Source organism: Acidiphilium acidophilum (genome assembly GCF_033842475.1).
Taxonomy (GTDB): domain Bacteria; phylum Pseudomonadota; class Alphaproteobacteria; order Acetobacterales; family Acetobacteraceae; genus Acidiphilium; species Acidiphilium acidophilum.
The window spans coordinates 1,737,182-1,759,771 of record NZ_JAWXYB010000018.1 but is presented as its reverse complement, the minus strand read 5'-3'; the positions used below and the strand labels follow the sequence as shown (position 1 = coordinate 1,759,771).

The following is a 22,590-nucleotide window of genomic DNA, read 5'->3' as shown; positions in this document are numbered from 1 at the left end:
TCATGTTGAGATTATCTCGCCTTACAGATTATGCGGTTGTCGTGCTGGTGCGGTTGTCACGATCGGACAAGGTCGAAACCGCGCCGGGTATTGCGGCTTCCACCGGAATTCCTGAGCCTACAGTCGCTAAGGTGCTCAAGGGCTTGGCACAATTCGGTCTGGTAGCGTCCCAGCGCGGTGCCCATGGCGGCTACAGGTTGCGCAAATCTCTCGATGCCATTCCCGTAGCCGACGTGATCCTCGCGATTGATGGTCCCATTGCTTTGACGGCATGCGTCGAAGGTGCCGTGGGCAATTGTGAGAGCCAATCGCTCTGCCCGATGGCCGGTCGTTGGGGCGTCGTCAACGATGCGATCAGCGAGGCGTTAAACGCTATCACACTGGCCGACATGCAGCGTGAGGCCATACCGAAAGGGTTACGGTTCGATCATTTGCCCACTCCTGAATCGTATATCCCCACCACCGTCGAATAGAGGATCCCTATGGCCGCAGTTACTGAAACGCTTGAAACGATCGATCGTCTATCCACCGGCGGATATAAGTTCGGTTTCGAGACGAATATCGAGATGGAGTTCGCACCGAAGGGTCTTAACGAGGATATCGTCCGTCTCATTTCGGCCAAAAAGCAGGAACCTGTCTGGTTGCTTGAATGGCGGTTGAAATCGTATCGGGCGTGGCTGGAGATGGAGGAGCCGAATTGGGCTCGGATCCGGCATCCGCGGATTGAATACCAGGACCTGCATTATTACGCGGCGCCTAAGCGTGAGGCACCGAAGTCGCTTGCAGATGTCGATCCCGAATTGATCTCGATGTACGATAAACTCGGCATTCCGCTGAATGAGCGTGCGGCTCTTGCGGGCGTTGCGGTCGACGCTGTGTTCGACAGCGTCTCGGTCGCAACGACGTTCCGGGAAAGCCTGTCCAAGGTCGGAGTTATTTTCGGATCGATCAGTGAGGCCGTTCGCGAACATCCGGAGCTGGTAAGAAAATACCTCGGCAGCGTCGTGCCGGCAGGCGACAATTATTTCGCCGCATTGAACAGTGCGGTTTTTTCGGACGGCAGTTTCGTCTTCATTCCGCGTGGTGTGCGGTGTCCGATGGAGCTTTCGACCTATTTTCGAATTAATGCTCGGAATACCGGCCAGTTTGAGCGCACGTTGATCATTGCCGAGGAGGGGGCAAGCGTCTCCTACCTCGAAGGCTGCACGGCACCGATGCGCGATGAAAATCAGCTTCATGCGGCGGTTGTCGAGCTGGTGGCATTGGACGAAGCCTCGATAAAATACTCCACCGTGCAAAATTGGTATCCCGGCGACGCGCAGGGACGCGGCGGCATTTATAATTTTGTTACCAAGCGTGGCGCGTGCCGGGGGCGTAAATCCAAGATCTCTTGGACGCAGGTCGAAACCGGATCGGCAATTACCTGGAAATATCCTTCGTGCATTCTTCAGGGCGAAGGTTCATCGGGCGAGTTTTACTCTGTCGCGCTGACGAATAATTATCAACAGGCAGATACCGGCACCAAGATGATACATCTGGCGCCGAATACAACGAGCACAATTATCTCCAAGGGCATTTCGGCGGGGCACTCCAACAATACCTATCGTGGCCTCGTGCGCATTATGCCCAAAGCACACGGTGCGCGTAATTTCACACAATGTGACTCGCTTTTGATCGGCGATCAATGCGGCGCACATACGGTGCCATATATCGAAAGCCGCAATCAGAGCGCGAAAGTCGAGCACGAAGCGACAACCTCGAAGATCGCCGATGATCAGTTGTTCTACTGCCGTTCTCGCGGCTTGACGGAAGAGGATGCCGTGGGCCTGCTTGTCAACGGATTTTGCCGCGATGTACTGAAGGAACTGCCAATGGAATTCGCCGTCGAAGCGCAAAAGCTTCTCGCAGTCTCTCTTGAAGGCTCAGTTGGTTAAGGATTGAATTATGCTTGAAATCAAAGGGCTCACGGCGGAAATCGAGGGCAAGGAAATTCTGCGGGGAATCGACCTTGCCGTTCCAAACGGCGAGATCCACGCGATTATGGGGCCAAACGGAGCCGGAAAATCCACTTTGTCTTACGTTCTGTCGGGGCGCGACGGCTATCAGGTGACTGGCGGAAGTGTAACGTTCGATGGCCATGACCTGCTGGCGATGGAACCGGAAGCACGTGCAGCGTCGGGTGTATTTCTTGCGTTCCAATATCCGGTGGAACTTCCGGGCGTTGGTAATGCCAATTTCATCCGGACAGCCTTGAACGCAGTGCGGCGAGCGCGCGGAGAACCCGAACTCGATGCCGTCGCATTTCTGAAAGAGGCGCGCATCGCGATCAAGGCGCTCAAAATGCCGGATGATATGCTCAAGCGAAATGTAAATGTCGGCTTTTCGGGTGGCGAAAAGAAACGCAATGAAATTCTTCAGATGGCCTTGTTGAAGCCGTCGCTGGCGTTATTGGATGAAACCGATTCCGGCCTCGATATCGATGCATTGAAAATTGTGTCGGACGGCGTTAACGCGCTTCGCGGGCCGAATTTTTCGGCCTTGGTGATCACCCATTATCAGCGGCTGCTCGATCACATCGTACCCGATCGCGTCCATGTGCTGGCGGGAGGGAAAATCGTTCGCAGCGGCGGTGCCGATCTCGCGCTTGAGCTCGAAGCTCATGGGTATGCGGGGCTGGAGGCGGCATGACCGTCGATACTTTTTTCGATCGTTCGGACGTTGCATCTCTGGTCGGTGGCTCGGTCCATCGGGAGGCGGCGGCATCGTTGATTCGATCTCAAGGGTGGCCGACGCGGCGAAACGAGGCGTGGCACTTCACGGATCTCAACGCCCGGCTTCGGACACTCGACCTGGCGCTGCCGGCACCGCCTCCGGATGCTGCATCTCTTGTTCCAGAGACTACAGGGCCTCGGCTTGTCTTTGTCAACGGTCGGTATGTCGAAGGGCTGTCGCATTCTTTGCCGTTCGTGACGCTACGGGCGTTTGAACCTGGTCCGTGTGGCAGCGCAATACTGCCGATGGTGGCTCTCAACTCTGCAATTGCGACTGAGGGGGCGGCGTTCGAAATTGCCGAAGGAAGCGACGCCGGCGTCGTCTGTCTGGTCTCGGTGGCCGATGCGACTTACGACAGCGTGATTTCACCGCGGCATCGCATTGTTCTGCAAGCCGATGCCAAGCTGACCATCGTGGAAATCGCCCAGGGACGTGGCGTTTATCTGCACAATCCGGTCATCGAAATCGAGCTGGCGGCAGGAGCGGTGCTGAAACACTATCGACTGCAGAATGAATCGATCGACGCGGTACACGTGACCACGATTCTCGTCGATATTGGAACTCGGGCGCAATATGAAGCATTTACGCTCACCTGCGGCGCTAAACTCGGCCGTAACGAGATTCACGCAAGCCTTAGGGGGCCAAACGCCGATGTTCATCTTAACGCTGCGCAATTGCTTTCGGGCGTGCAGCATGGTGATATTACTACTGTTGTTGCCCACCACGCCCCGAACTGCTCATCTCGTCAGACAGTGAAATCCGTTTTGGCCGGTGCGGCGCGCGGTGTCTTTCAGGGACGAATTGAAGTCGATCGTGTCGCCCAGAAGACAGACGGATATCAGATGAATCAGGCGTTGCTGCTTTCGCCAGACGCAGAAATCGACTGTAAGCCGGAACTTGAAATTTTTGCCGATGACGTGAAGTGCAGCCATGGGGCGACCATCGGCGCGCTTGATCCCGAGCAATTGTTCTATCTCCGAAGCCGAGGAATTCCTGAAGCAGAGGCGCGCGCGATATTGATACGTGCCTTTCTGGACGAAGCCCTTGAACCGGTGACAGATCATGCGGCTCGCGAGGTGTTTGAGACGGCTATTACGGAATGGTGGCATCGGAACAAATTGTAATGAGCACCGCTGTACTTCGCGAGATGAGCTTCGATGTGGACCGGATCAGGGCTGATTTTCCGATCCTTGCCCAGAAGGTTTACGGTCGGGATCTGGTGTTTTTGGATAGTGCCGCTTCGGCGCAGAAGCCGAAGGTAGTGATCGATGCGATGGTAAGCACGATGGAATCACGTTACGCCAACGTCCATCGCGGTCTGCACTGGATGAGCGAACGATGCTCCGATGATTTCGAGGCAGCGCGCGACAAGGTGGCACACTTCCTGAATGCGGACCGCAACGAGATCGTTTTCGTCCGTAATGCGACGGAAGGTATCAACCTTGTTGCACAGACCTTTGGCCGAAAGACACTCGGGCCTGGCAGTGCTGTTGTTGTCAGCGAAATGGAGCACCATGCCAACCTTGTGCCGTGGCAGATGTTGCGTGATCAGCAGGGGCCGGAACTTCGGGTCGTGAAAATTACCGATGCCGGGGAAATTGATTTCACCGATCTGGAACGGCAATTTTCAGACGGCAAAGTGAAACTTCTTGCGGTTACGCATATGTCGAATGTGCTCGGGACTTATACTCCGGTCGAACGACTGGCTGAGTTTGCCCACGCACATGGCGCGAAGATCCTCATTGATGGCGCACAAGCCGTGGTTCATCGTGCTGTGGACGTCAAAGCAATCGACGCGGATTTTTACGTATTCTCCGGCCATAAGCTCTACGGTCCAACCGGAATCGGCGTGCTGTATGGACGGCGTGAGTTGCTGGATCAGATGCCGCCGTTCATGGGTGGCGGCGAAATGATCCGCAGCGTGAGCTACGCAGGCTCGACATGGGCAGAGCCGCCGTATCGGTTCGAGGCGGGCACCCCCGCGATCATTGAAGCGATTGGACTGGGTGCGGCTATCGATTACGTTAGTGCGATCGGGTTCGAAGCGATTTCAGCGCATGAACGATTGCTCACCGACCATGCGATGGCAACTCTGGCAGCGCTTAAAGGCGTACAAGCCATTGGTCATGCGCAGGACCGGGGAGGCGTTGTATCATTCACTGTGGAGGGTATCCACTCACATGATGTCGCAACGCTGCTCGACAAACAGGGCATTGCGGTTCGGGCCGGATTTCATTGCGCCGAACCCCTGGTCCGACGTTTGGGCCTGGAAAGTACGACCCGTGCGTCGTTTGGCGTTTATACGACGACGAGCGAGATTGATGCTTTGGCAACCGGTCTGCGACGTGTTCAGCAGGTTTTCGGGCAATGACTGCGACTTCCGACGATCTTTATCAGGATCTCATCATGGATCGTGCGCGCAATCCTTGCCACACAGGTCGGTTGGAGCCGTTCGATGCCGAAGCGCAAGGCGATAATCCTATGTGCGGCGATCGGGTCATGTTGCGGCTCCGATACGATGGGACCCGCGTTGGAGCGCTGATGCATGAAACCCGAGGATGCGCAATTTGTATAGCCGCAGCTGATCTGATGGCAGATGCGGTGATCGATTTTGAGCCCGCGGCCGCTTTCGATCTCGCCGACCAGTTCGACTCGATGATATTGACGGGTAGTGCGCCCGAGCAATCGTCATTCGCAAAATTGCGCGCCTTTTCTGGCGTTCATCTTTATCGGTCACGCCATCGTTGCGCCATGCTCCCTTGGCAAGCTCTACGCATTGCCCTGAGCCAGAAGACGGACCTTTATCATGAATGAATATAACACGCAGACAGAGCCGGTTTCGACATGGACCCCTGAGGGAGAAAATGTTGCGCCGCCGACTGAGGATGCAGTGATTGCCGCGATTGCGACGGTCTACGATCCGGAAATTCCGGTTAACATTTTCGAGCTGGGCCTGATTTACGCGATCGAAATCGAGGCAGGGACTGTCAAGGTCGAGATGACTTTGACCGCGCCGGCATGTCCCAGCGCTCAGGAACTGCCCGAGGCGGTGCGCCTTGCAGTGGGTGCAATTCCCGGTGTCACAGAAGTTCAGGTCGAGACAGTCTGGGATCCGCCCTGGGATATGTCGCGTATGAGCGACGAAGCCCGCCTTGCAGTCAACATGTTTTGACGGAGATAGCCATGAGCACGACCAATACGCCCGATCGAGCGATATCACGGACGCTCCCGCCTCTCATGCGACTTACGGAAGCTGCCGTCGAGCGACTTCAAAGTCTCTATACGCGGGGCGAAGCCGGGAAGATGCTCCGTATCGGCATCAACACCAAGGGCTGCTCCGGAATGTCGTATCAGATGGATTGGGTTGAAACAAAGTCACCAACTGATGAAAGTGTAACCGAACAAGGTATTACCGTGCTGATTGATCGCAAAGCGACGCTATTCCTGATTGGAACGGTGATGGATTATAAATCTGACAAATTTACATCCGGTTTCACCTTTGAAAATCCCAACGAGAAGGGGCGTTGCGGCTGTGGCGAAAGTTTTCATGTTTAAGAATGATGATTATCGATAGTGATATTATTAAAAAAACAGTTGTGGGCCCCGGTATGACAAGCGGGGCCAGTTTGATCGACTAGCGCCAATATTGTGTCACCATCGCAGTCGAGCCGGAGCTCAATCAGTTTCTGGAAGTGACCAGAACTTTCTCCTTTGATCCATAACTTGTTGCGGCTCCGGCTGAAATAGCAAACTTGGTTGGTGCGCAGAGTGGTCGCGATGGCCTCCTCGTTCATCCAGGCAAGCATGAGCACCTCACCCGTATCATATTGCTGGGCAATGACGGGGATCAGCCCTGAATCATTGAAACGGTATGCGGGGGCTTGCTCAGTATTCATATCTTGGGCTCATTGCCGTACAGATCCAGCATTTCATCTGCGAAGCATGGAGCAGAAGCAACGTGCGTTCTTTGCTGGCTCCGTAAAACGGCCAGCCCAGCAACAAGATCATCGATCAAGTCTTCGACGTGTTCAAGCCCGATTTGTAGCCGCAACATTTCACCGCCGAACTCCCCGGTATTGCGGCTGCGGGTTATGGTGAAGCTGGTAGGAAGCGCGAGGCTTTCGTACCCGCCCCAAGAGGCACCAATCCCGAACAACTGCAAGCTGTCGACCATGGCGACGACGGCCTGATAGTCGAAATCCGGTTGAAATACGACGCCGAACAGGCCGCACGAACCGGAAAAATCGCGTTTCCAGAATTCATGACCGACGCATGAGGGAAGGGCAGGATGAAGTACTTTTTGTACTTCCGGCCTTGTGGACATCCATTCCGCAATCCGCAGCGCATTGGCTTCCTGAGCGTCGAGCCGGACATTCAGGGTTCGCGCGCCGCGCAATGCGAGCCAGCAATCGTCCGGCGAGGCATACTGTCCCAGATCGAGCGCCCCTGCCCGAAGCCAGGACCAGTCTTCTTCGGATGCGACCGTAATTGCGCCAAGTATGATATCGGAATGACCGCCGATATATTTGGTAAGCGCCTGAATGGATACATCGACGCCATGACTGAACGGCATGAAGTTGCGAATACCCCAGGTATTGTCCATGAACACCTTGCCGCCGAAGTCATGCGTGACGCGGCAGATCATGGGAACATCCTGTACTTCGAACGTATGACTACCTGGGCTTTCAACGAATACGACTTTGGCTTCGGCTGTGAGCATGGCGCGGAGATCGCGCTCGACAATCATCGGATCGTAGTAGGTTGTGGTTACGCCGAATTTCGACAGCGTTGCATCGCAAAATCGCCGCGTTGGCCCGTAGACAGAATCCGGCACCAGAATGCGGTCACCTGCCTTGAGATAGGCGAGCAACGGCACCGTGATAGCTGCCAGCCCGGACGAAACGATCTGGCAGTGCGTTCCACCTTCGATTTCGGCAATCATCGATTCAAGGGCGAAATGCGTCTCGGTGCCGTACAGCCCATAGATTTCTGCCTGCTCGAGCCGCCGCTTACCAATCTCGCGACGATCGGCACAATTCGGGTAGAGCACCGTCGAACCGCGGACCAATTTCGGATTAACATAGCCGTGGGATTTCACAGGACGCCGGCCGCTTAATCCGAGGCGCGTTTCGAACCGGTTCGTACTCATACTGATTTTTCCACTTGAGTGTCTGGTGAGCCACCCCATTCGGCCCACGAGCCGTCATATAGCGCGCCTGGGGGAAGGCCAGCGTGTACTAAAGCGAGCGATACGACTGTGCCGGTGACGCCCGATCCACACATCGTTACCGGTGCGACGGTCTCGTTGATTCCAATTGCGTTGAATATCGTGCGCAACGCGTCGGATGATTTCAGTGTGCCGTCAGGATTGAGCAATTCTCCAAACGGAAGAGATCGGGCTCCGGGAACATGGCCGCTTCGGACGCCGGGTCGGGGTTCGGGAGCGGCACCGCTGAACCGATCCGCTGACCGTGCATCGATGACGATTTCGCTCTGTGTATCAAGATTTTCCTTGACCTGAGCGATCGACCTGACGAATGCCGGATTCAGCCTTGCGGTGAAATGCGCTTCTCGTTTTGCGGGCGCGTGACCTGACTCGATCGGGCGGTGCTCCGCCAGCCATTTGGGCAACCCGCCGTCCAAAACTTGAACGCGATCATGACCGAACAGTCGAAACAGCCACCACACCCGCGCTGCCGAAAACAATCCACGTTGGTCGTATGCCACGATCGTGGATGAATTCGATACACCGAAGTCTCCAATCATTCTCTCGAATGTGACAGGATCCGGTGCCATATGCGGAATCGACGATTGATGATCGGATACATCATCAATGTCGAAGAAGAGCGCTCCGGGGATGTGCTTCTGATGGAACAGAGCCAAAGGATCACGATTTTCATGCGGGAGGTAAAACGACGCATCGAAGATGATCAGGCCAGGATCTGCGAGATGAGCCGCAAGAGCATCGGAGGAAATCAAAGTGTGCATCCCCGAGGATTAGCCCGCGCCGCGATGTTTGTCTCCCCGCGCGCGGCGCATAAGTAGAACCAACACGCTAACTACGGTGCTTCCTCACAGAGAGAAAGCACCGCAGCCCGGTCTGACGAGTGAATGATCAGTTCGCCTGCTTGGCGAGCAGTGCTTTGATCTGCTTGGCGGCGGCCTGCCCCTTGATTGCTTCCCGCCAGGTTGCCTCCGCGATACGCTGGTGCGTCATGACCGCATCTTCCGCGCTCGTAATCATGGCTACCCCACATTGTGCACCGGGAGGCGCGTCCGTCGGAAATGGGTTTATGGCGAGAGAGGCCCGGTCCCGTGTTCTCAGAAGCATGAACGGCCCGTTCAATTCTGCGCCCGCAATCAAGCCGAACTGCAACCCGATCGGCTCACTCTCCATCAGATCAACCATGCGTTCAACCTCATGACGAGCCACATCCCGGCATTGCGCCTTGAGCCTATCCGAAAGCGGCAGGATGCCCGCAACCCCTTCCGATAGGAATTTCTCAACCGCTGAAACCGTAAAAATGGCGATTACCGAAGGACGGCGCGCGATGAACATTCTCTTGCGTGCGGATAGCGCACTAAGGACTTGTTCGGCGGCCGTCCGTGCCATTCCACGATCGACCCCGGTTGCTTCGGCATGCTCTTCGAAAATTTGCGCAAGGATCGAATCGTATTCATCCGACGTCGTCAGGTAACAGACCGGCCCATAAAGCTGGAGGATTTGATCGGCGGTTTCCTCGAGCTGGCGAATCCGCTCAAGATATCCGATCGGACGACTGTAGTATTCCACGCCAATGCCCAAAAGGGTCAAAGGTGAGATCTTGAGAAGTTCAGCAAGGCGCTTGACGGTGTCGAGCTTGATGACCTCACCCTTCTCGTACCGATAGAGGGCCGCGCGCGATACGCCAAGCCTCGCGGCAATTTCCTCGGCTTTGAGTCCGGATTCCATCCGATAGGCCCGAAGCTGCTGGCCTATTTCATTGAAATGCATCATTTTAGTCCCCCAAGTGAAACCGGGCCGTACCCCGGTGTTAAAGAAATGCGCCACAATAGGCACCGGTTGCAGATAAAAAAGGATATAAGAACCAATCTGAGATAAGCTTAAAAAATACTAAGTACGCTAAAGATATACCCGTGAATCGTGCCGAGATCAATGGATTTTTTCGAGAATTCCAAAAAATCGAGAAGCTTATTCACCCATGCAACCTCTCATTGTTTGGCCCTGTAAAAGCCCCCGTTGCGTTGACGCCATATTGGTAAACCGGAGATCATTCTAAGATGGTGAAGGACATTTCATTCACAAACTCCAAAATTAAATCATCGCGCCGAGCTGCCGAAATGCGAGGGCGAAATGCCGAGTCGGTGGCAGCAGACTTTTACCAACAGCAGGATTTTGTAGTTCTTGCCCGTCGTCTGCGAAATGCCGGCGGCGAACTGGATCTTGTCGTGGCAAGCGAGACTGTCCTGGCGTTCATTGAAGTGAAGGCACGAGCAAGCTTCTCTGCCGCGAACGAGGCCGTTACGCGACGGCAACAGCGGCGCCTCGTCGCTGCAGCGGAACTTGCAATGGCCGATCACCCGGATTGGCACCGCAATGAGACGCGCTTTGACGTCGTTCTCATTGTAGCAGGCAGCGTGGTACCTTTGGTCGACGCCTTTCGTCCGGACGATCCAACTTAACGGTGACGGACCTGTGTTCTGGCACAAGCGGTAAGATACCCTTATATCACCGTCTTATGAGGAGTGATTAAGTCGTGCTGGCCTCCGCGATCCGACATTGTCTGCCCGGCGATCTAGAGCATTTCATCGAACAGGATGCGGCCTTCTGGCCGTTACGAACGATATCGTATGGGTTTTCCGATGATATCGATCGGCTGGTAATTGATACTGGGGTACCGGTTCGCGTCGTGATCCCGATCTTGGATCGCTCTGCTCTGGTCTGGGCGCGGTTGGCTGCCGAATGGCTTGCCCTCGTAAGCCATGGGGTGCCAGCCCCCTTGGCCGGCCTGGCGGCGGCGCGAATCGCTATCCAGTTCGCGTCGAGCGAGTCGATAGCTCTGAGCGGATCATGGCGGTGGATGATAGCGTTGCAGGGAGATGCGCCGCCGGCACCGGCGGAGATCGTCGCAGTCTGGCATACACTGCGACACTCGTGGGCCAACCCGGTTCCTGATTTGGCACAGCACGATTGCCAAACGCTCATAAATTTATGGCCCCTGATCGGCACAGCTGAAACAATCATGGAGACCGGTGGCGATGTCCGGCTGCTCAGGGATCCGCAGAGCAATCTGAACGGGTACGGGTGCAGTCATCGCCCTCGTCCCTGGGCAATCACCTACGCATCATCGACGGCCTCGTCGATTTCGGAACGAGGTTATGAAGCGGCGGATCGTATCCGTCTGCGTGCAACCGCGGAAATGTTGATCTCCCGCAACCGCCACGCCTTGTCGAATGAAGCGAACCAGATCAGGCGGTCAATCGCTCGATCCTTACGCTTGCCAGCCGGTTCTGCCGTTGTGCTCGCGGCTTCTGGGACCGATTGTGAACTACTCGCTTTGGCGATCGCGCATCTTTCAACGGCGGACTGCCCGCTGACGACAATTCTACTTGCGCCCGAGGAGACGGGAAGTGGAGTGCCCATGGCCGCAGTGGGTAAGCATTTCGCAATTGATACCGCCAACGGCCACGACGTGATCAAAGAGGCGCCCATAGCGGGTTTTCGTGATGATACGGCTTTGGTCTCAATTCCACTACGCGATGAAAAGGCTGAAGTCAGACCACGACTGGATATCCAAGCTGATATTCTCGAAGCGATCGAGTCGGCCCTACATCGTGGACGAAAAGTGATCCTGCATGTTCTGGATCTCTCGAAGACCGGACTTCTTGCCCCCACCATGTCGTTTCTGCGCGATATCTGCGGGCGATACGCCGGTCACATTGAAATCATTGTCGATGCCTGTCAGATGCGTATGGCTCCCGAGCGATTACAGGCCTATCTGGCGCTAGGAGCCATTGTTCAAATCACCGGTTCAAAATTTCTGACCGGTCCTCCGTTTGCAGGAGCGGCGTTGCTACCGCCGGCGATCGCGAAGCGCCTGTCGACCGGTAGGCTCCCTGCCGGATTGAATGCCTACTCCTCGCGTGGAGACTGGCCTGCATCAGCGTTCGCCGCTCAAAATCTCCCAAGCGGGGCCAATTACGGCCTGATCTTGCGCTGGTCAGCCGCGCTTGCCGAATTGCGCGCGTTTGCAAAAGTCAGCAACCGGCGAAAAGCGCTTACAATTGCCCGCTTCAAGGCCACCATCGAAGGTATAATCCAAGGCCACCGCATTTTTATCCTGCAGCCGTCACCCGTTCTTGAGCGTGAGTCCGAGGGCTGGGACACGGCCCGCACCGTCTTTTCATTTGCGGTAAGACGAAAACCAGACAGCAATGAGTGCCTCGACCCGTCCGAAATGAGACGTTTATACCATTGGCTCAATGCCGATTGTTCCGAAGCGTTTGAGGACCCGAGTGAACGGACACTCGCTGCTCGAATTTGCCATATCGGCCAACCGGTCTCACTTCCAAACTCGTATGGCGGCAAAACTGGCTGGCTGCGCGTTTCTGCCGGCGCGCGTCTGTTTTCCGGCGAGCCATCGCATCATCATCTCAGGTTTGAACGGCGAATGGATCGCGAGCTGTCAGACCTTAGAATTATCTTCGACAAAATAATCCTGCTGCGGAACAAGTGGTCAAGCTTATCGGCACTGGATCCACGTCCCAGCTATCGATGACACGACCGCCCGATCTCGACGGTGATGCGTTGTTTCAATTGATCAGCGCACTCTGAAGGGCGGCCAAGCCTTCCTGAAGAACGTCATCGCGAACAGTGAGCGGTACCAGGAGGCGGATCGTATTGGCATTCACGCCGCAGGACAGCAGGATCAGCCCCGCCTCGCGTGCTTTAGCGATTACCCGCTTGGTCTGATCGGCGTCCGGTGTGTGCCCTCCGCGCTCCTGCACGATATCGAAAGCGATCATGGCACCCGGACCGCGGATTGCCGAAATCGGCACAACATCGTTTCGCCCTGCTATGCTCTTGAGATGAGCCGTCATGGCGGCACCGATCAGATTCGCCCGATCAATCAATCCCTCGTCCTGAATGACGTCGAGAACGGCAAGCGCAGCGGCACACGCTAGGGGGTTCCCGGCGTAGGTGCCGCCAAGCCCACCCGGTTCGGGGGCGTCCATAATTGCGGCGCGACCAATTACACCCGAAAGTGGAAAGCCGCCGGCCAGTGATTTGGCAACTGTCATCAAATCGGGTTTCACGCCCATATGCTCGACGCCGAACATCTTGCCGGTTCGACCAAACCCGGTCTGTACCTCGTCGGCGATCAGCAGGATCCCGTGCTGGTCGCACAGCGACCGCAATGCCTGGAACAGCTCCGGAGGGGCGGGGATAAACCCACCTTCACCCTGAACCGGTTCGATCACGATAGCTGCAACCCGTGATGGCTCGATGTCGGCGCGAAACAGCATGTCGATGGCCCGCAAGCTGTCATCGACATCGACCCCGAATGGCTCAAACGGAAAGGGGACGTGATAGATCTCACCGGGCATAGGACCGAAATTGCGCTTATATGGCAGAACTTTCCCGGTCATCGCCATCGTTAGTAGCGTCCGCCCGTGATACCCCCCGGCAAACGTGATGATCCCGGGCCGTCCGGTTGCTGCACGGGCAATTTTGATGGCGTTTTCAAGCGCCTCCGCCCCGGTGGTGAGAAATATCGTCTTTGCCGGGCCCGCGATCGGGGCAATCGCGTTCAGCCGCTCGGCAAGTTCGATGTAGGGTTCGTAGGGTGTAACCTGAAAACATGTATGGGTGAACCGCTCAAGCTGCGCCTGAACCGCCGCAATCACTCTGGGGTGCCGATGGCCAGTGTTTAATACCGCGATACCTCCGGCGAAATCGACGTAGCGCCGTCCTTCGACATCCCAGAGTTCCGCGTTTTCCGCGCGAGCCGCATAGACCGGGTGGGCAATGCCAACCCCTCTCGCGACCGACGCCTCATGTCTGGCTCGAAGTTGCGCGTTCAAATCGGTCATGAAACTTTCCCCAATGCGAAATCAGTGTTCGATGGTGGGCGCCACGGTGAACTCGGCCTCCGTTGCTGCCGTGATGTCGGCAACCGTCACATCGTCCGGCTTGTCGACGAGTTCGAGTGATGGCGACCTCTCGGGATGAATATTGAACACCGCAAGTTCGGTAATGATCATGCTGACAACGCCCTTCCCAGTCAGCGGCAGGGAGCAGGATCTCAGAATTTTTGGTGCTCCTTTGGCAGTATGCTCCATCAGGACCACGACCCGCGGAACTCCCGCGACCAGATCCATGGCACCGCCCATACCTTTCACCATTTTGCCCGGGATCATCCAGTTTGCCAGATCGCCATTTTCAGCGACCTGCAAAGCCCCAAGGATCGAGATGTCGATATGCCCGCCGCGGATCATACCGAATGACGCCGCGCTGTCGAAGAAGCTGGTTGTGGGTAGAGCTGTCACGGTCTGTTTGCCGGCATTGATCAGGTCGGCATCCTCTTCCCCTTCGTAGGGGAAAGGACCGATCCCGAGCATACCGTTCTCCGAGTGCAACTGAACCGAAATGCCGGGCGGAATGTGATTGGCGACCAGAGTCGGAATGCCGATTCCGAGATTGACATAAAATCCGTCGCGCAGCTCTTGCGCCGCCCGGGCCGCCATCTGGTCACGCGTCCATGCCATCTTATGGGTTCCTCAAGCGCGCTTGCGCACAGTGCGTTGCTCGATCCGCTTTTCGACATGATCGAGGACCACGATCCGTTTGACGAAAATACCAGGCGTTACCACGTGGTCACCATCGATATCCCCCGGTTGAACAAGATGTTCGACCTCGGCGACCGTCATGCGCGCCGCCGTGGCCATAATCGGATTGAAGTTTCGCGCCGTCTTGCGATACACTAGATTGCCTTCGGTATCTCCCTTCCATGCATGCACGATCGCAAGATCGCCAACGATACCCCGCTCCATGACGAAATGCCGGCCGTCGAACTCCCGCTTTTCCTTGCCCTCCGCCACGGCGGTGCCGAAGCCGGTGGCGGTGAAAAACGCCGGAATTCCTGCTCCGCCCGCCCTGATGCGTTCGGCCAGAGTGCCTTGGGGATTGAATTCGATTTCGAGTTCACCGGCAAGATATTGGCGGGCAAATGTGGCATTTTCCCCGACATATGACGAAATCATCCGCCGTACCTGGCGCGATTCCAGCAACATGCCGAGACCCACGCCGTCGGTTCCCGCATTGTTCGATACGATGGTCAGATCCCGCACGCCGGAGGAACGGATGGCTTCGATCAGGGACATCGGCACTCCCGAAAGGCCGAAACCGCCCGACAGGATGGTCATACCGTCCCGTAATACATCGGCGAGCGCCTCGGTCGCCGTGGCAAACACCTTTCGCATCACATCAACGCTCGATGCACATCGCAACACCCATACCGCCACCGATACATAAGGTAGCGAGCCCCTTATGTGCATCACGTTTCTGCAGTTCGTGAACGAGAGTGACGAGTACGCGCGCCCCCGATGCGCCAATCGGATGACCGATCGCGATAGCCCCTCCATTCACATTGACCTTGGTCGGATCGAGCGCCAGCGCCTTGTTCACCGCGCAGGCCTGGGCGGCAAAGGCCTCGTTTGCCTCGATGAGGTCGAGTTGATCGACCTTCCAGCCCGCACGCTCCAATGCCCGCTGCGATGCCGGGATCGGCCCGGTGCCCATCATCGCCGGATCGACCCCGGCCGTCGCAAAACTCGCTATCCTGGCCAGCGGCGTCAGGCCACGTTTCTGTGCCTCTTGCGCGGACATGAGGATAAGGGCGGCTGCCCCATCGTTCAGCCCGGATGCATTTCCGGCGGTTACAGTGCCGTCCTTGCTGAAAGCCGGCTTGAGCCGTGCCATCGCTTCGGCAGACGAGTCATGGCGGATATATTCGTCATCTTCGATCACGACATTGCCCTTGCGCCCCGACAACGTTACGGGCGCGATCTCCGCCCGAAACCGGCCAGACTTCTGCGCCGCCGAGGCTTTTTGTTGCGATGCCAGCGCCAACTCGTCCTGCTCGCTCCGGCTGATCTGATAATGGCGGGCGACGTTTTCAGCCGTGGTGCCCATATGGAACTGATTGAAGGCATCCCACAGACCATCGACGATCATGGTATCGACGAATTTGACATCGCCCATCTTGGTGCCACTGCGAAGATGCGCGCAATGTCGGCTCATTGACATGCTCTCCTGGCCGCCCGCAAGCACGATACCGCTTTGACCAGACATGATCTGCTGCGCCGCAAGCGCCACGGCCCGCAAGCCTGAGCCGCATACCTGATTGATGCCGAACGCCGTCGTGTGCTCGGGCAGCCCCGCATTGAGCGCTGCTTGCCGCGCCGGATTTTGCCCTGCTCCGGCGGTCAGGACCTGACCGAGTATGACTTCGTCGATATCGTTCGCATCGAGCCCGGCTCGTTCGATCGCGGCCCTTATCGCAACTTCACCCAGTTGATGAGCGGGCGTATTGGCAAAAACACCATTGAAACTGCCGACCGGCGTCCGCGCAGCCGCCACAATTACGATGTCGTCCATAACTTGCTCCTTATCGATCGGCGTGCACCGAAACATACCGGTGTTATCGGCTCACTGCTACAGGCTTGTCACCCAATTCAAGAAGGGCTGCCACAAGGAATGCGGTGCTCCGGCCCCCGCGATCATGCCGATGTGTCCGGCACTGGGGCTGAGCACCTCGGCATGCGGAATGAGCGGCAATAGAGCCGATGCCGACGCAGGCGGCACCAGACGATCCCGATTGGGGATCACCACCAGCGTCGGGATTTTGATGGTCGCGGGTGCGACCGGCAAACCTGCCACGAACCATCGACCCTGTTGCGGCGTATTTCGTGAATACCATCCGTCGAGCGTTTCGCGCGCGACGGGCGCGGCCAGAGGAACGCCGTCGTTCAGCCAGTCCTCCAGCGCTACAAAACGTATCGCCTTTGCTGAATTCGGATCAAGTTTCGCAAAACTTCGAAACTTCGTATGTACCGCGTGGGGATCGATCATGGCGACAAGGCCCTGAATGGCATCGATCGGAAGCGTGCCGGTCGAATGCATGATCGGTGCAAGTACATCCATCACCCCGCGGGCTAACGGGGCCATGCCGGGGGCGTCGGCATGAAAATCCCACGGCGTTGCCAGCAGAGCCAGGGCACTCACTTTATCCGGTCGCCGGGAAGCAGCTGCGAGAGCGAACAATCCACCCATGCAATATCCGGCCAGAATGATGGGGTGAGGGCAGGCGGCAATGGCCCGTCCCAGTCGGCCTTCAATGTAGTCGGTGAGACTGAAATTCCTTTCATCCTGATCCGGCCAACCCCAATCAAGCAGCATCGGGTGGACGCCATGTGCCGCCAGATATCTTAGAAATGAGGATTCTGGTGAGAGATCAAATATATAAGCGCGGTTGATCAGGCTGGGTACGAACAGAACTGCGGGCCCGCTCCCACCATAATCCAGAAGTCGCGAGCCCCCCTCACGCCAGATGACCGGAGGATCCTCGACGCGTCGTTGGTAAGGATGCCGACGATAGGCGGCGATCGCTGCAATCAGGCCATCATCGAGCTGTCCGGGCGCTTGGTCGCCCAGACAGGACGTGAAGTCAGGTAGATCCTGACCTGGTTTCCAGTTCTGCCAGGCGTGCCTCCAGCGCAGCAACCCGTTCGGCGAGGGAGGTGAGGGGAGGGACGCCAGCATCAGGTGCAGCAGCAGCGGCCGAGGCCCCCGCCGCGCGATGGTCTCGCAGGTCGCCGCATTCAAATCCATCGTGCCGCTCGCCGATCGAGCCTCTTGCGAAAGACGCCCACCAAAATGTCATCCATTGTGCCCAAACCTCGCCGATCTCCCTATCCTCCCGGATACCGCGAAGTTCGCTCTGCCAGAGTTCCTGCCAATCCTGAAGGACTGCGCGACCATCGACAGGATCATCGTCGGCACCGGCGCCTACCGCACGATCCGAGGGCAAATCATTCATGGTAAATCCGGGTCATCGGAATTCATCACCCACGTTTAGCTCAAAGCGCGACCCAACGAACAGTGCGGGCCAGCTGAGAATCATCACTCAATCTGATTGTTGTGGTCGAGGACATCGTTGCCAGTACCGGTCAACTTGTCATCTTGTGGCAGCGGGTTGCGTCAGCATCGTTCCGGTCGGTCGATCTGTGATCTGCCGGGGCGGCGTCTGACGGGCTTCGATACCCCCTTGCGGTGGGTGATCGTGGCCAGACAGGCATACTCTGGCTTTCGGCGGTATTCTCTGTCATTCGATTGAGCAACCTGATGTCTGGAAAATAGGGCGAGCGGGGGTCAGGCATCCTGGTAGTCCCACTTGATGTAGCCCTTGGTGTCGGCGGCCCATTTTTCATCGATTTCGACGAGGACGGCGCTGACGAGGCGTTCGAGGGAGGCTTCGTTGGGGAAGACCCTGATTTTGGTGGTGCGGCGTTTGAGTTCCTGCTGGATGCCGCGTTCCATGGGGTTGGAAGTGCGAAGCCGGCGCTGGTGGGGTTCTGGCAGTGTGAAGACGGTGAGGCCTTCGGGGATATTTCGTTCGAGCCAATCGGCGAGCTTTGGTGCGGTGTCGCGATAGGCATTGACGAGGGTTGTGAGAGCGATCTGGGCAGCGGCGAGGGAATTTGCGTTCCAGACGGTCCGGAGTTCTGCGCCGATGCGTTTGCGGATGGCGTGGTTGGGGGCGTGGTGGATGGCGTTTTGGGCGAGGTGGAACTGGCATCGTTGCCAGTGTGCGGCGCCGAAGACGGCGCGGCGTGCGGCGTGCAATCCGGCATGGTCATCGGAGACGATGAATTCGACGCCTCGCAGGCCACGCTGATGGAGGCTTTCGAGGAAGGCACGCCAATGGACTTCGGCCTCGGAAAGGGCGACCGAGACGCCGAGGACACGGCGGCGTTCATCGGGTCCGATGCCGATGGCCGAGAGCACGGCGGCATCGCGGACGACGCCATTATCGCGCATTTTTTCATATCTGGCGTCGAGGATGAGGTAGCGGATCTCGGCGAGGGGTCGGGTGCGCCAGGCGGCGAGTTCGTCATCGAGCAGCTTGCTGGCGCGGCTGACCTGAGCGGAGGAGAGGCTTTCGATGCCGAATTCGCGCATGACGGCCTCGACGTCGCGGGTGGAGACGCCTTTGATGTACATTTCGGCGACGGCGACCATGACGGCGCGGACCGAGCGTCGGCCGCGTTCGAGGGACTGTGGGTAGAAGGGTTCGCCCACGTGACCGGCGGTTTTGGGGACATCGACGGTGATCGACCCGGCCGGGGTATCGATCCGCTTGGGCTTGTAGCCATTGGCGTAACCCTGACGATCGGGGTTGCGCTCGTAGTGACTGGCGTGGAGGAAGCGTTCGCGCTCGATCTGCATGGCGAGTTCGAAGGTCCTGGCAAATACCGTGGCGATATCGCCTGCGCCGTTTTCGATCAGATGTTCCAAAAGTGCCTCGATAATCGTATCCTTTTTGGCGTCCATTCATCGGTCTCCATGTTGGTGTGAACAACTGCATGGAATACCAGAATGAACAGCCCTTGCCGGGGCATGCCCCGGCAAGGGCACCAACTCCCAACCCAAAATGAATTTCCAGACGTCAGGTTACACCACCTGTCATTCTGATGCAGCGCACCACAAATCGGCTCATTGAGCCGGGCATCACACGGTGGCGGGGAAAGGGCGATGTGAATGGTTCAGACATCGGATAGCGGTACGTCGCCGCAAGTCGTCATTAAAAAATATGCCAATCGTCGCTTATATAATACTGAGTCATCTTCCTACATAACTCTCGAAACCCTGTCAGAAATGGTTCGTGCCGGACGTGATTTTGTTGTATACGATGCCAAGACAAGTGAAGATATCACACGCTCTGTTCTGACTCAGATCATTGTCGAGGAAGAAAACAAAGTTGGCCAATCGATGTTGCCCACGACTTTTCTTCGGCAGTTGATCGGATTGTACGGGGACAATATGCAGGGCATGGTCCCACGTTATCTGGAATCGGCGATGACGCAGTTCAGTCGTCAGCAAGCTCAGATGCGTGCTGCAATGCAGCAGACGATGGGGAGTTTCCTGCCCCCGGGCATGGAAGAAATCGGGCGACAGAACATGGCAATGATGGAGCGTGCCATGAGCCTGTTCGCGCCATTCGCAACACGCCCCGAGGCGGGCGGCGCTACCGCAAGTGCGGATGGCGGAACCGAGGATGAGATCGACACGTTGCGCCATGAGGTCGAACGGTTGCAAGCGGAACTCGCGGCAGCGAAAGAGAAGGTTGCAAAACGCGGATGAGTACGGCCCCGGGTTTTCCAGGCCTGCCGCCTCGGTGGACATCAAGCGCGAAAGATGGTGTCGGAACGGCGCTGTCGCCGCGCAGTGCCGTCTGGTTTACCCATAGTCACGGAATTCTCGACGAAATTTACTACCCCCGCGTCGATCAGGCCTGTACCCGTGATTGCGGATTGATCGTCACCGACGGCATTGCCGGCGGCCTCTTCGTCGAGGAAAAACGCGACACCGTCACAACGGTCGAGCGTTCCGCTCCCGGAGTGCCGCTGTTTACAATCAGAAACCAATCCACTGGCGGCGACTTTATAATAGAAAAGAGAATTATTGCTGATCCACAATACGATTGCGTCCTGCAGCACATAAATCTGATCCCTGGAAGCAGTGCCACGGGATTGCGGCTGTTCGTCCTGCTCGCCCCTCATCTGGTAAATGGGGGCGCCCATAATTCAGGCTGGACTGGTTCATACAAAAAAGATGATCTTCTGTTTGCGACGGGTGCTGGTTCGTCTCTCGCCATAGCCAGTTCCACCGGGTTTTTGGCGCGCAGCGTGGGGTACGTCGGCTCGTCGGACGGCTGGCAGATCCTGCGGCGTCACGGTAGCCTTACGGAAGCCTACGAGCATGCGGACGACGGCAATATCGCTCTGGTCGCTGAACTCGATGCAACGAGGCCCATCCTGCTGGCGATCGGTTTCGGTCGAAAGCCCCAGGAGGCGGCATTCCAGGCAACCGCAAGCCTTGGGCGTGGTTTCGATTTGGCCGAGGCCGAATACGTCTCGAACTGGCGCCACTGGCAAGCGACTTTGGAACCCCTCGATTCCGCAAGGTCTGCCGACCACCACAATTTCTACCGCATCAGTACCGCCGTGCTCCGCTGTCACGAGACGGCGATGTTTCCGGGCGGCACGATTGCAAGCCTTTCAATTCCATGGGGCGCCAGCAAGGGCGACGACGATCTCGGCGGTTATCATCTCGTCTGGCCTCGGGATCTGGTCGAGACGGCCGGTGCCATGCTGGCCTGCGGCGCGCTCGCGGAGGCGCGCCGGACTCTCGATTACCTCAAAACCATCCAGGAGGCCGATGGTCACTGGCCCCAGAACGTCTGGCTCGACGGTACGGCGTATTGGGGCGGCTTGCAGATGGATGAAACTGCGTTTCCCGTGCTGCTCGTCGATCTTGCGTTCCGCAACGGCGCCATCGCGGAATCCATTCTGCCACACTATTGGCAGATGGTCCGTTCCGCATGCGGTTATGTCATCGCCAACGGTCCGGCGACCGGGCAGGACCGCTGGGAAGAAAACGCGGGTTACACGCCCGCCACGCTTGCCGTGGAAATCGCCGCACTCCTTGCGGGGGCGGATATCGCCGAGCGACTCGGGCACGATACGATTGCAGCCTTCATGCGTGACACCGCAGATGCATGGAACGCCGATATCGAAAGCTGGATCTATGTACGCGAGACCGCTCTCGCGCGGCGCTGCGGGGTGGCCGGATATTACCTCAGGATCGTACCTGAAGGTGACCACGACCTTGCAGACATCGCCATCCATAGCCGCGTCGCAGTTCGCAATCGTCCCGGTTCCGAGGCCGACATTGCCGCCGAGGAACTCGTCGGGGCGGATGCGCTGGCTCTGGTCCGGCTTGGCCTGCGCGCAGCGAACGATCCGCGAATAATCGATACGATCAAGGTGATCGATCACCTCACCCGGGTCGATCTGCCCCAGGGACCGGTATGGCGGCGCTATAATAAGGACGGGTACGGCGAACATCATGATGGCCGACCGTTCGACGGAACCGGACATGGGCGTGCATGGCCCTTGCTGTCCGGGGAGCGCGCCCACTACGCAATTGCAAATGACGATCTGTCTGGTGCAGACGCGCTTCGCCGCACCATGGAGGGCTGCACCAGCGACGGCGGATTGCTGCCCGAGCAGGTCTGGGATTCAGAGGACATCCCCGATCATGAGCTGTTCCGCGGGCGTCCCAGCGGCTCCGCGATGCCGCTCGTCTGGGCGCATGCGGAATACATCAAGCTGCTTCGGTCGCTTCGCGATGGTGCCGTCTTCGATATGCCACCGCAGACGGTCCGGCGTTATCAGGTCGAGAAGGCCCAACCGCGATGCCGCGACTGGCGGGAAGCCTGGCGCAGGAGCAAAATTCCAACCGGTCAGCTGCTCCGGATCGAACTTCTCGTACCGGCCATCCTACATTGGACCGATGATGAATGGGCAACCACTGCGGAAATTCCGACGGTTGATATTGGGCTGGGGCTGTTTTCCGCCGAAATTCCCTGTTCAGACTTACCTCCTGGCCGCTCGGTGATCTTCACATGGCGTACTCAGACGGGAGTTTGGCGCGGCGAGAATTTCTCAGTTTCGATCGTCGCATGAGATAAA

General features: G+C 57.4%; 22 protein-coding genes. 12 read left to right on the top strand and 10 right to left on the bottom strand.

Going from position 1 to position 22,590, the window contains the following annotated elements:
• The first annotated feature begins 2 nt into the window (after positions 1–2).
• From SIL87_RS11025 to SIL87_RS10990, 8 genes are read left to right on the top strand one after another with little or no spacing between them, the layout of a single operon-like run.
• Positions 3–473: an SUF system Fe-S cluster assembly regulator gene (locus SIL87_RS11025; RefSeq protein WP_319614236.1), complete on the top strand. Its 471-nt coding sequence runs from the start codon at positions 3–5 to the stop codon at positions 471–473.
• Between the two features lie 9 nt (positions 474–482).
• Positions 483–1,934, top strand: a complete 1,452-nt coding sequence (sufB, locus tag SIL87_RS11020; protein ID WP_319614235.1) for a Fe-S cluster assembly protein SufB — start codon at positions 483–485, stop codon at positions 1,932–1,934.
• Between the two features lie 10 nt (positions 1,935–1,944).
• Positions 1,945–2,688 carry a Fe-S cluster assembly ATPase SufC gene (sufC, locus tag SIL87_RS11015; protein ID WP_319614234.1) on the top strand — a complete coding sequence of 248 codons (744 nt, stop codon included), beginning with the start codon at positions 1,945–1,947 and terminating at the stop codon, positions 2,686–2,688.
• A complete protein-coding gene (gene sufD, locus SIL87_RS11010; protein WP_319614233.1) occupies positions 2,685–3,896 on the top strand; it encodes a Fe-S cluster assembly protein SufD in 1,212 nt (403 codons plus the stop codon). The genes sufC and sufD overlap by 4 nt, the downstream gene beginning before the upstream one ends.
• Positions 3,896–5,143 (top strand): aminotransferase class V-fold PLP-dependent enzyme, encoded by a 1,248-nt coding sequence (locus tag SIL87_RS11005; protein ID WP_319614232.1) that lies wholly within the window; start codon positions 3,896–3,898, stop codon positions 5,141–5,143. Before sufD ends, SIL87_RS11005 begins: the two co-directional genes overlap by 1 nt.
• Positions 5,140–5,586, top strand: a complete 447-nt coding sequence (gene sufU, locus SIL87_RS11000; protein WP_319614231.1) for a Fe-S cluster assembly sulfur transfer protein SufU — start codon at positions 5,140–5,142, stop codon at positions 5,584–5,586. Before SIL87_RS11005 ends, sufU begins: the two co-directional genes overlap by 4 nt.
• Positions 5,579–5,944, top strand: a complete 366-nt coding sequence (locus SIL87_RS10995; protein WP_319614230.1) for an SUF system Fe-S cluster assembly protein — start codon at positions 5,579–5,581, stop codon at positions 5,942–5,944. The genes sufU and SIL87_RS10995 overlap by 8 nt, the downstream gene beginning before the upstream one ends.
• 11 nt (positions 5,945–5,955) lie before the next feature.
• Positions 5,956–6,327, top strand: coding sequence for a HesB/IscA family protein (locus SIL87_RS10990; RefSeq protein ID WP_319614229.1), 372 nt, complete (start codon positions 5,956–5,958; stop codon positions 6,325–6,327).
• On the opposite strand, the gene hisI is transcribed toward SIL87_RS10990, so the two are convergent.
• The 4 genes from hisI to SIL87_RS10970 form a co-directional block, all read right to left on the bottom strand.
• Positions 6,324–6,668 (bottom strand): phosphoribosyl-AMP cyclohydrolase, encoded by a 345-nt coding sequence (hisI, locus tag SIL87_RS10985; protein WP_405055228.1) that lies wholly within the window; start codon positions 6,666–6,668, stop codon positions 6,324–6,326. The genes SIL87_RS10990 and hisI overlap by 4 nt on opposite strands.
• Positions 6,665–7,921 carry a cystathionine beta-lyase gene (metC, locus tag SIL87_RS10980; protein WP_319614228.1) on the bottom strand — a complete coding sequence of 419 codons (1,257 nt, stop codon included), beginning with the start codon at positions 7,919–7,921 and terminating at the stop codon, positions 6,665–6,667. Before metC ends, hisI begins: the two co-directional genes overlap by 4 nt.
• Positions 7,918–8,760, bottom strand: coding sequence for a 3-mercaptopyruvate sulfurtransferase (sseA, locus tag SIL87_RS10975; protein WP_319614227.1), 843 nt, complete (start codon positions 8,758–8,760; stop codon positions 7,918–7,920). Before sseA ends, metC begins: the two co-directional genes overlap by 4 nt.
• Positions 8,761–8,887: 127 nt before the next feature.
• A complete protein-coding gene (locus tag SIL87_RS10970; RefSeq protein ID WP_319615955.1) occupies positions 8,888–9,766 on the bottom strand; it encodes a helix-turn-helix domain-containing protein in 879 nt (292 codons plus the stop codon).
• A gap of 287 nt (positions 9,767–10,053) precedes the next feature.
• Between SIL87_RS10970 and SIL87_RS10965 the strand changes: the two genes are divergently transcribed.
• Together SIL87_RS10965 and SIL87_RS10960 are read left to right on the top strand one after the other, a co-directional pair.
• On the top strand, positions 10,054–10,455 hold the full coding sequence (locus SIL87_RS10965; protein WP_319614226.1) for a YraN family protein: 402 nt from the start codon (positions 10,054–10,056) through the stop codon (positions 10,453–10,455).
• 74 nt (positions 10,456–10,529) lie between these two features.
• Entirely contained in the window at positions 10,530–12,551 is a 2,022-nt protein-coding gene (locus tag SIL87_RS10960; RefSeq protein ID WP_319614225.1) for a hypothetical protein, read from the top strand.
• A gap of 34 nt (positions 12,552–12,585) precedes the next feature.
• Here the strand turns inward: SIL87_RS10960 and gabT are convergent, their stop codons facing one another.
• The 6 genes from gabT to SIL87_RS10930 all read right to left on the bottom strand — a co-directional run bounded on the left by gabT (position 12,586) and on the right by SIL87_RS10930 (position 19,387).
• Positions 12,586–13,866: a 4-aminobutyrate--2-oxoglutarate transaminase gene (gabT, locus tag SIL87_RS10955; protein WP_319614224.1), complete on the bottom strand. Its 1,281-nt coding sequence runs from the start codon at positions 13,864–13,866 to the stop codon at positions 12,586–12,588.
• A gap of 21 nt (positions 13,867–13,887) precedes the next feature.
• The gene (locus SIL87_RS10950) at positions 13,888–14,541 is read right to left on the bottom strand and encodes a CoA transferase subunit B (RefSeq protein ID WP_319614223.1); all 654 of its coding nucleotides are present in this window, start codon (positions 14,539–14,541) and stop codon (positions 13,888–13,890) included.
• Between the two features lie 12 nt (positions 14,542–14,553).
• Entirely contained in the window at positions 14,554–15,255 is a 702-nt protein-coding gene (locus SIL87_RS10945) for a CoA transferase subunit A (RefSeq protein WP_319614222.1), read from the bottom strand.
• Between the two features lie 4 nt (positions 15,256–15,259).
• The gene (locus SIL87_RS10940) at positions 15,260–16,432 is read right to left on the bottom strand and encodes an acetyl-CoA C-acetyltransferase (protein ID WP_319614221.1); all 1,173 of its coding nucleotides are present in this window, start codon (positions 16,430–16,432) and stop codon (positions 15,260–15,262) included.
• A gap of 57 nt (positions 16,433–16,489) precedes the next feature.
• Entirely contained in the window at positions 16,490–17,665 is a 1,176-nt protein-coding gene (locus SIL87_RS10935) for an alpha/beta fold hydrolase (RefSeq protein WP_319614220.1), read from the bottom strand.
• 540 nt (positions 17,666–18,205) lie between these two features.
• The gene (locus SIL87_RS10930; protein WP_319612316.1) at positions 18,206–19,387 is read right to left on the bottom strand and encodes an IS256 family transposase; all 1,182 of its coding nucleotides are present in this window, start codon (positions 19,385–19,387) and stop codon (positions 18,206–18,208) included.
• A gap of 207 nt (positions 19,388–19,594) precedes the next feature.
• Here SIL87_RS10930 and phaR point away from each other — a divergent pair, with 207 nt between their 5' ends.
• The gene (gene phaR / locus SIL87_RS10925) at positions 19,595–20,197 is read left to right on the top strand and encodes a polyhydroxyalkanoate synthesis repressor PhaR (protein WP_319614219.1); all 603 of its coding nucleotides are present in this window, start codon (positions 19,595–19,597) and stop codon (positions 20,195–20,197) included.
• On the top strand, positions 20,194–22,584 hold the full coding sequence (locus tag SIL87_RS10920; RefSeq protein WP_319614218.1) for a glucan 1,4-alpha-glucosidase: 2,391 nt from the start codon (positions 20,194–20,196) through the stop codon (positions 22,582–22,584). The genes phaR and SIL87_RS10920 overlap by 4 nt, the downstream gene beginning before the upstream one ends.
• Positions 22,585–22,590 lie beyond the last annotated feature (6 nt).

Bases quoted from the DNA above. Each gene is read 5' to 3' on its own strand.
- metC (WP_319614228.1), bottom strand. From the start codon at position 7,921: ATGAGTACGAACCGGTTCGAAACGCGCCTCGGATTAAGCGGCCGGCGT.
- sseA (WP_319614227.1), bottom strand. From the start codon at position 8,760: ATGCACACTTTGATTTCCTCCGATGCTCTTGCGGCTCATCTCGCAGAT.
- phaR (WP_319614219.1), top strand. From the start codon at position 19,595: ATGGTTCAGACATCGGATAGCGGTACGTCGCCGCAAGTCGTCATTAAA.
- SIL87_RS10990 (WP_319614229.1), top strand. From the start codon at position 5,956: ATGAGCACGACCAATACGCCCGATCGAGCGATATCACGGACGCTCCCG.
- gabT (WP_319614224.1), bottom strand. From the start codon at position 13,866: ATGACCGATTTGAACGCGCAACTTCGAGCCAGACATGAGGCGTCGGTC.
- SIL87_RS10930 (WP_319612316.1), bottom strand. From the start codon at position 19,387: ATGGACGCCAAAAAGGATACGATTATCGAGGCACTTTTGGAACATCTG.
- hisI (WP_405055228.1), bottom strand. From the start codon at position 6,668: ATGAATACTGAGCAAGCCCCCGCATACCGTTTCAATGATTCAGGGCTG.
- SIL87_RS10940 (WP_319614221.1), bottom strand. From the start codon at position 16,432: ATGGACGACATCGTAATTGTGGCGGCTGCGCGGACGCCGGTCGGCAGT.
- SIL87_RS10965 (WP_319614226.1), top strand. From the start codon at position 10,054: ATGGTGAAGGACATTTCATTCACAAACTCCAAAATTAAATCATCGCGC.
- sufC (WP_319614234.1), top strand. From the start codon at position 1,945: ATGCTTGAAATCAAAGGGCTCACGGCGGAAATCGAGGGCAAGGAAATT.
- SIL87_RS10935 (WP_319614220.1), bottom strand. From the start codon at position 17,665: ATGGATTTGAATGCGGCGACCTGCGAGACCATCGCGCGGCGGGGGCCT.
- SIL87_RS10950 (WP_319614223.1), bottom strand. From the start codon at position 14,541: ATGGCATGGACGCGTGACCAGATGGCGGCCCGGGCGGCGCAAGAGCTG.
- SIL87_RS10970 (WP_319615955.1), bottom strand. From the start codon at position 9,766: ATGCATTTCAATGAAATAGGCCAGCAGCTTCGGGCCTATCGGATGGAA.
- SIL87_RS11025 (WP_319614236.1), top strand. From the start codon at position 3: ATGTTGAGATTATCTCGCCTTACAGATTATGCGGTTGTCGTGCTGGTG.
- sufD (WP_319614233.1), top strand. From the start codon at position 2,685: ATGACCGTCGATACTTTTTTCGATCGTTCGGACGTTGCATCTCTGGTC.
- SIL87_RS10995 (WP_319614230.1), top strand. From the start codon at position 5,579: ATGAATGAATATAACACGCAGACAGAGCCGGTTTCGACATGGACCCCT.
- SIL87_RS10920 (WP_319614218.1), top strand. From the start codon at position 20,194: ATGAGTACGGCCCCGGGTTTTCCAGGCCTGCCGCCTCGGTGGACATCA.
- SIL87_RS10945 (WP_319614222.1), bottom strand. From the start codon at position 15,255: ATGCGAAAGGTGTTTGCCACGGCGACCGAGGCGCTCGCCGATGTATTA.
- sufU (WP_319614231.1), top strand. From the start codon at position 5,140: ATGACTGCGACTTCCGACGATCTTTATCAGGATCTCATCATGGATCGT.
- SIL87_RS11005 (WP_319614232.1), top strand. From the start codon at position 3,896: ATGAGCACCGCTGTACTTCGCGAGATGAGCTTCGATGTGGACCGGATC.
- sufB (WP_319614235.1), top strand. From the start codon at position 483: ATGGCCGCAGTTACTGAAACGCTTGAAACGATCGATCGTCTATCCACC.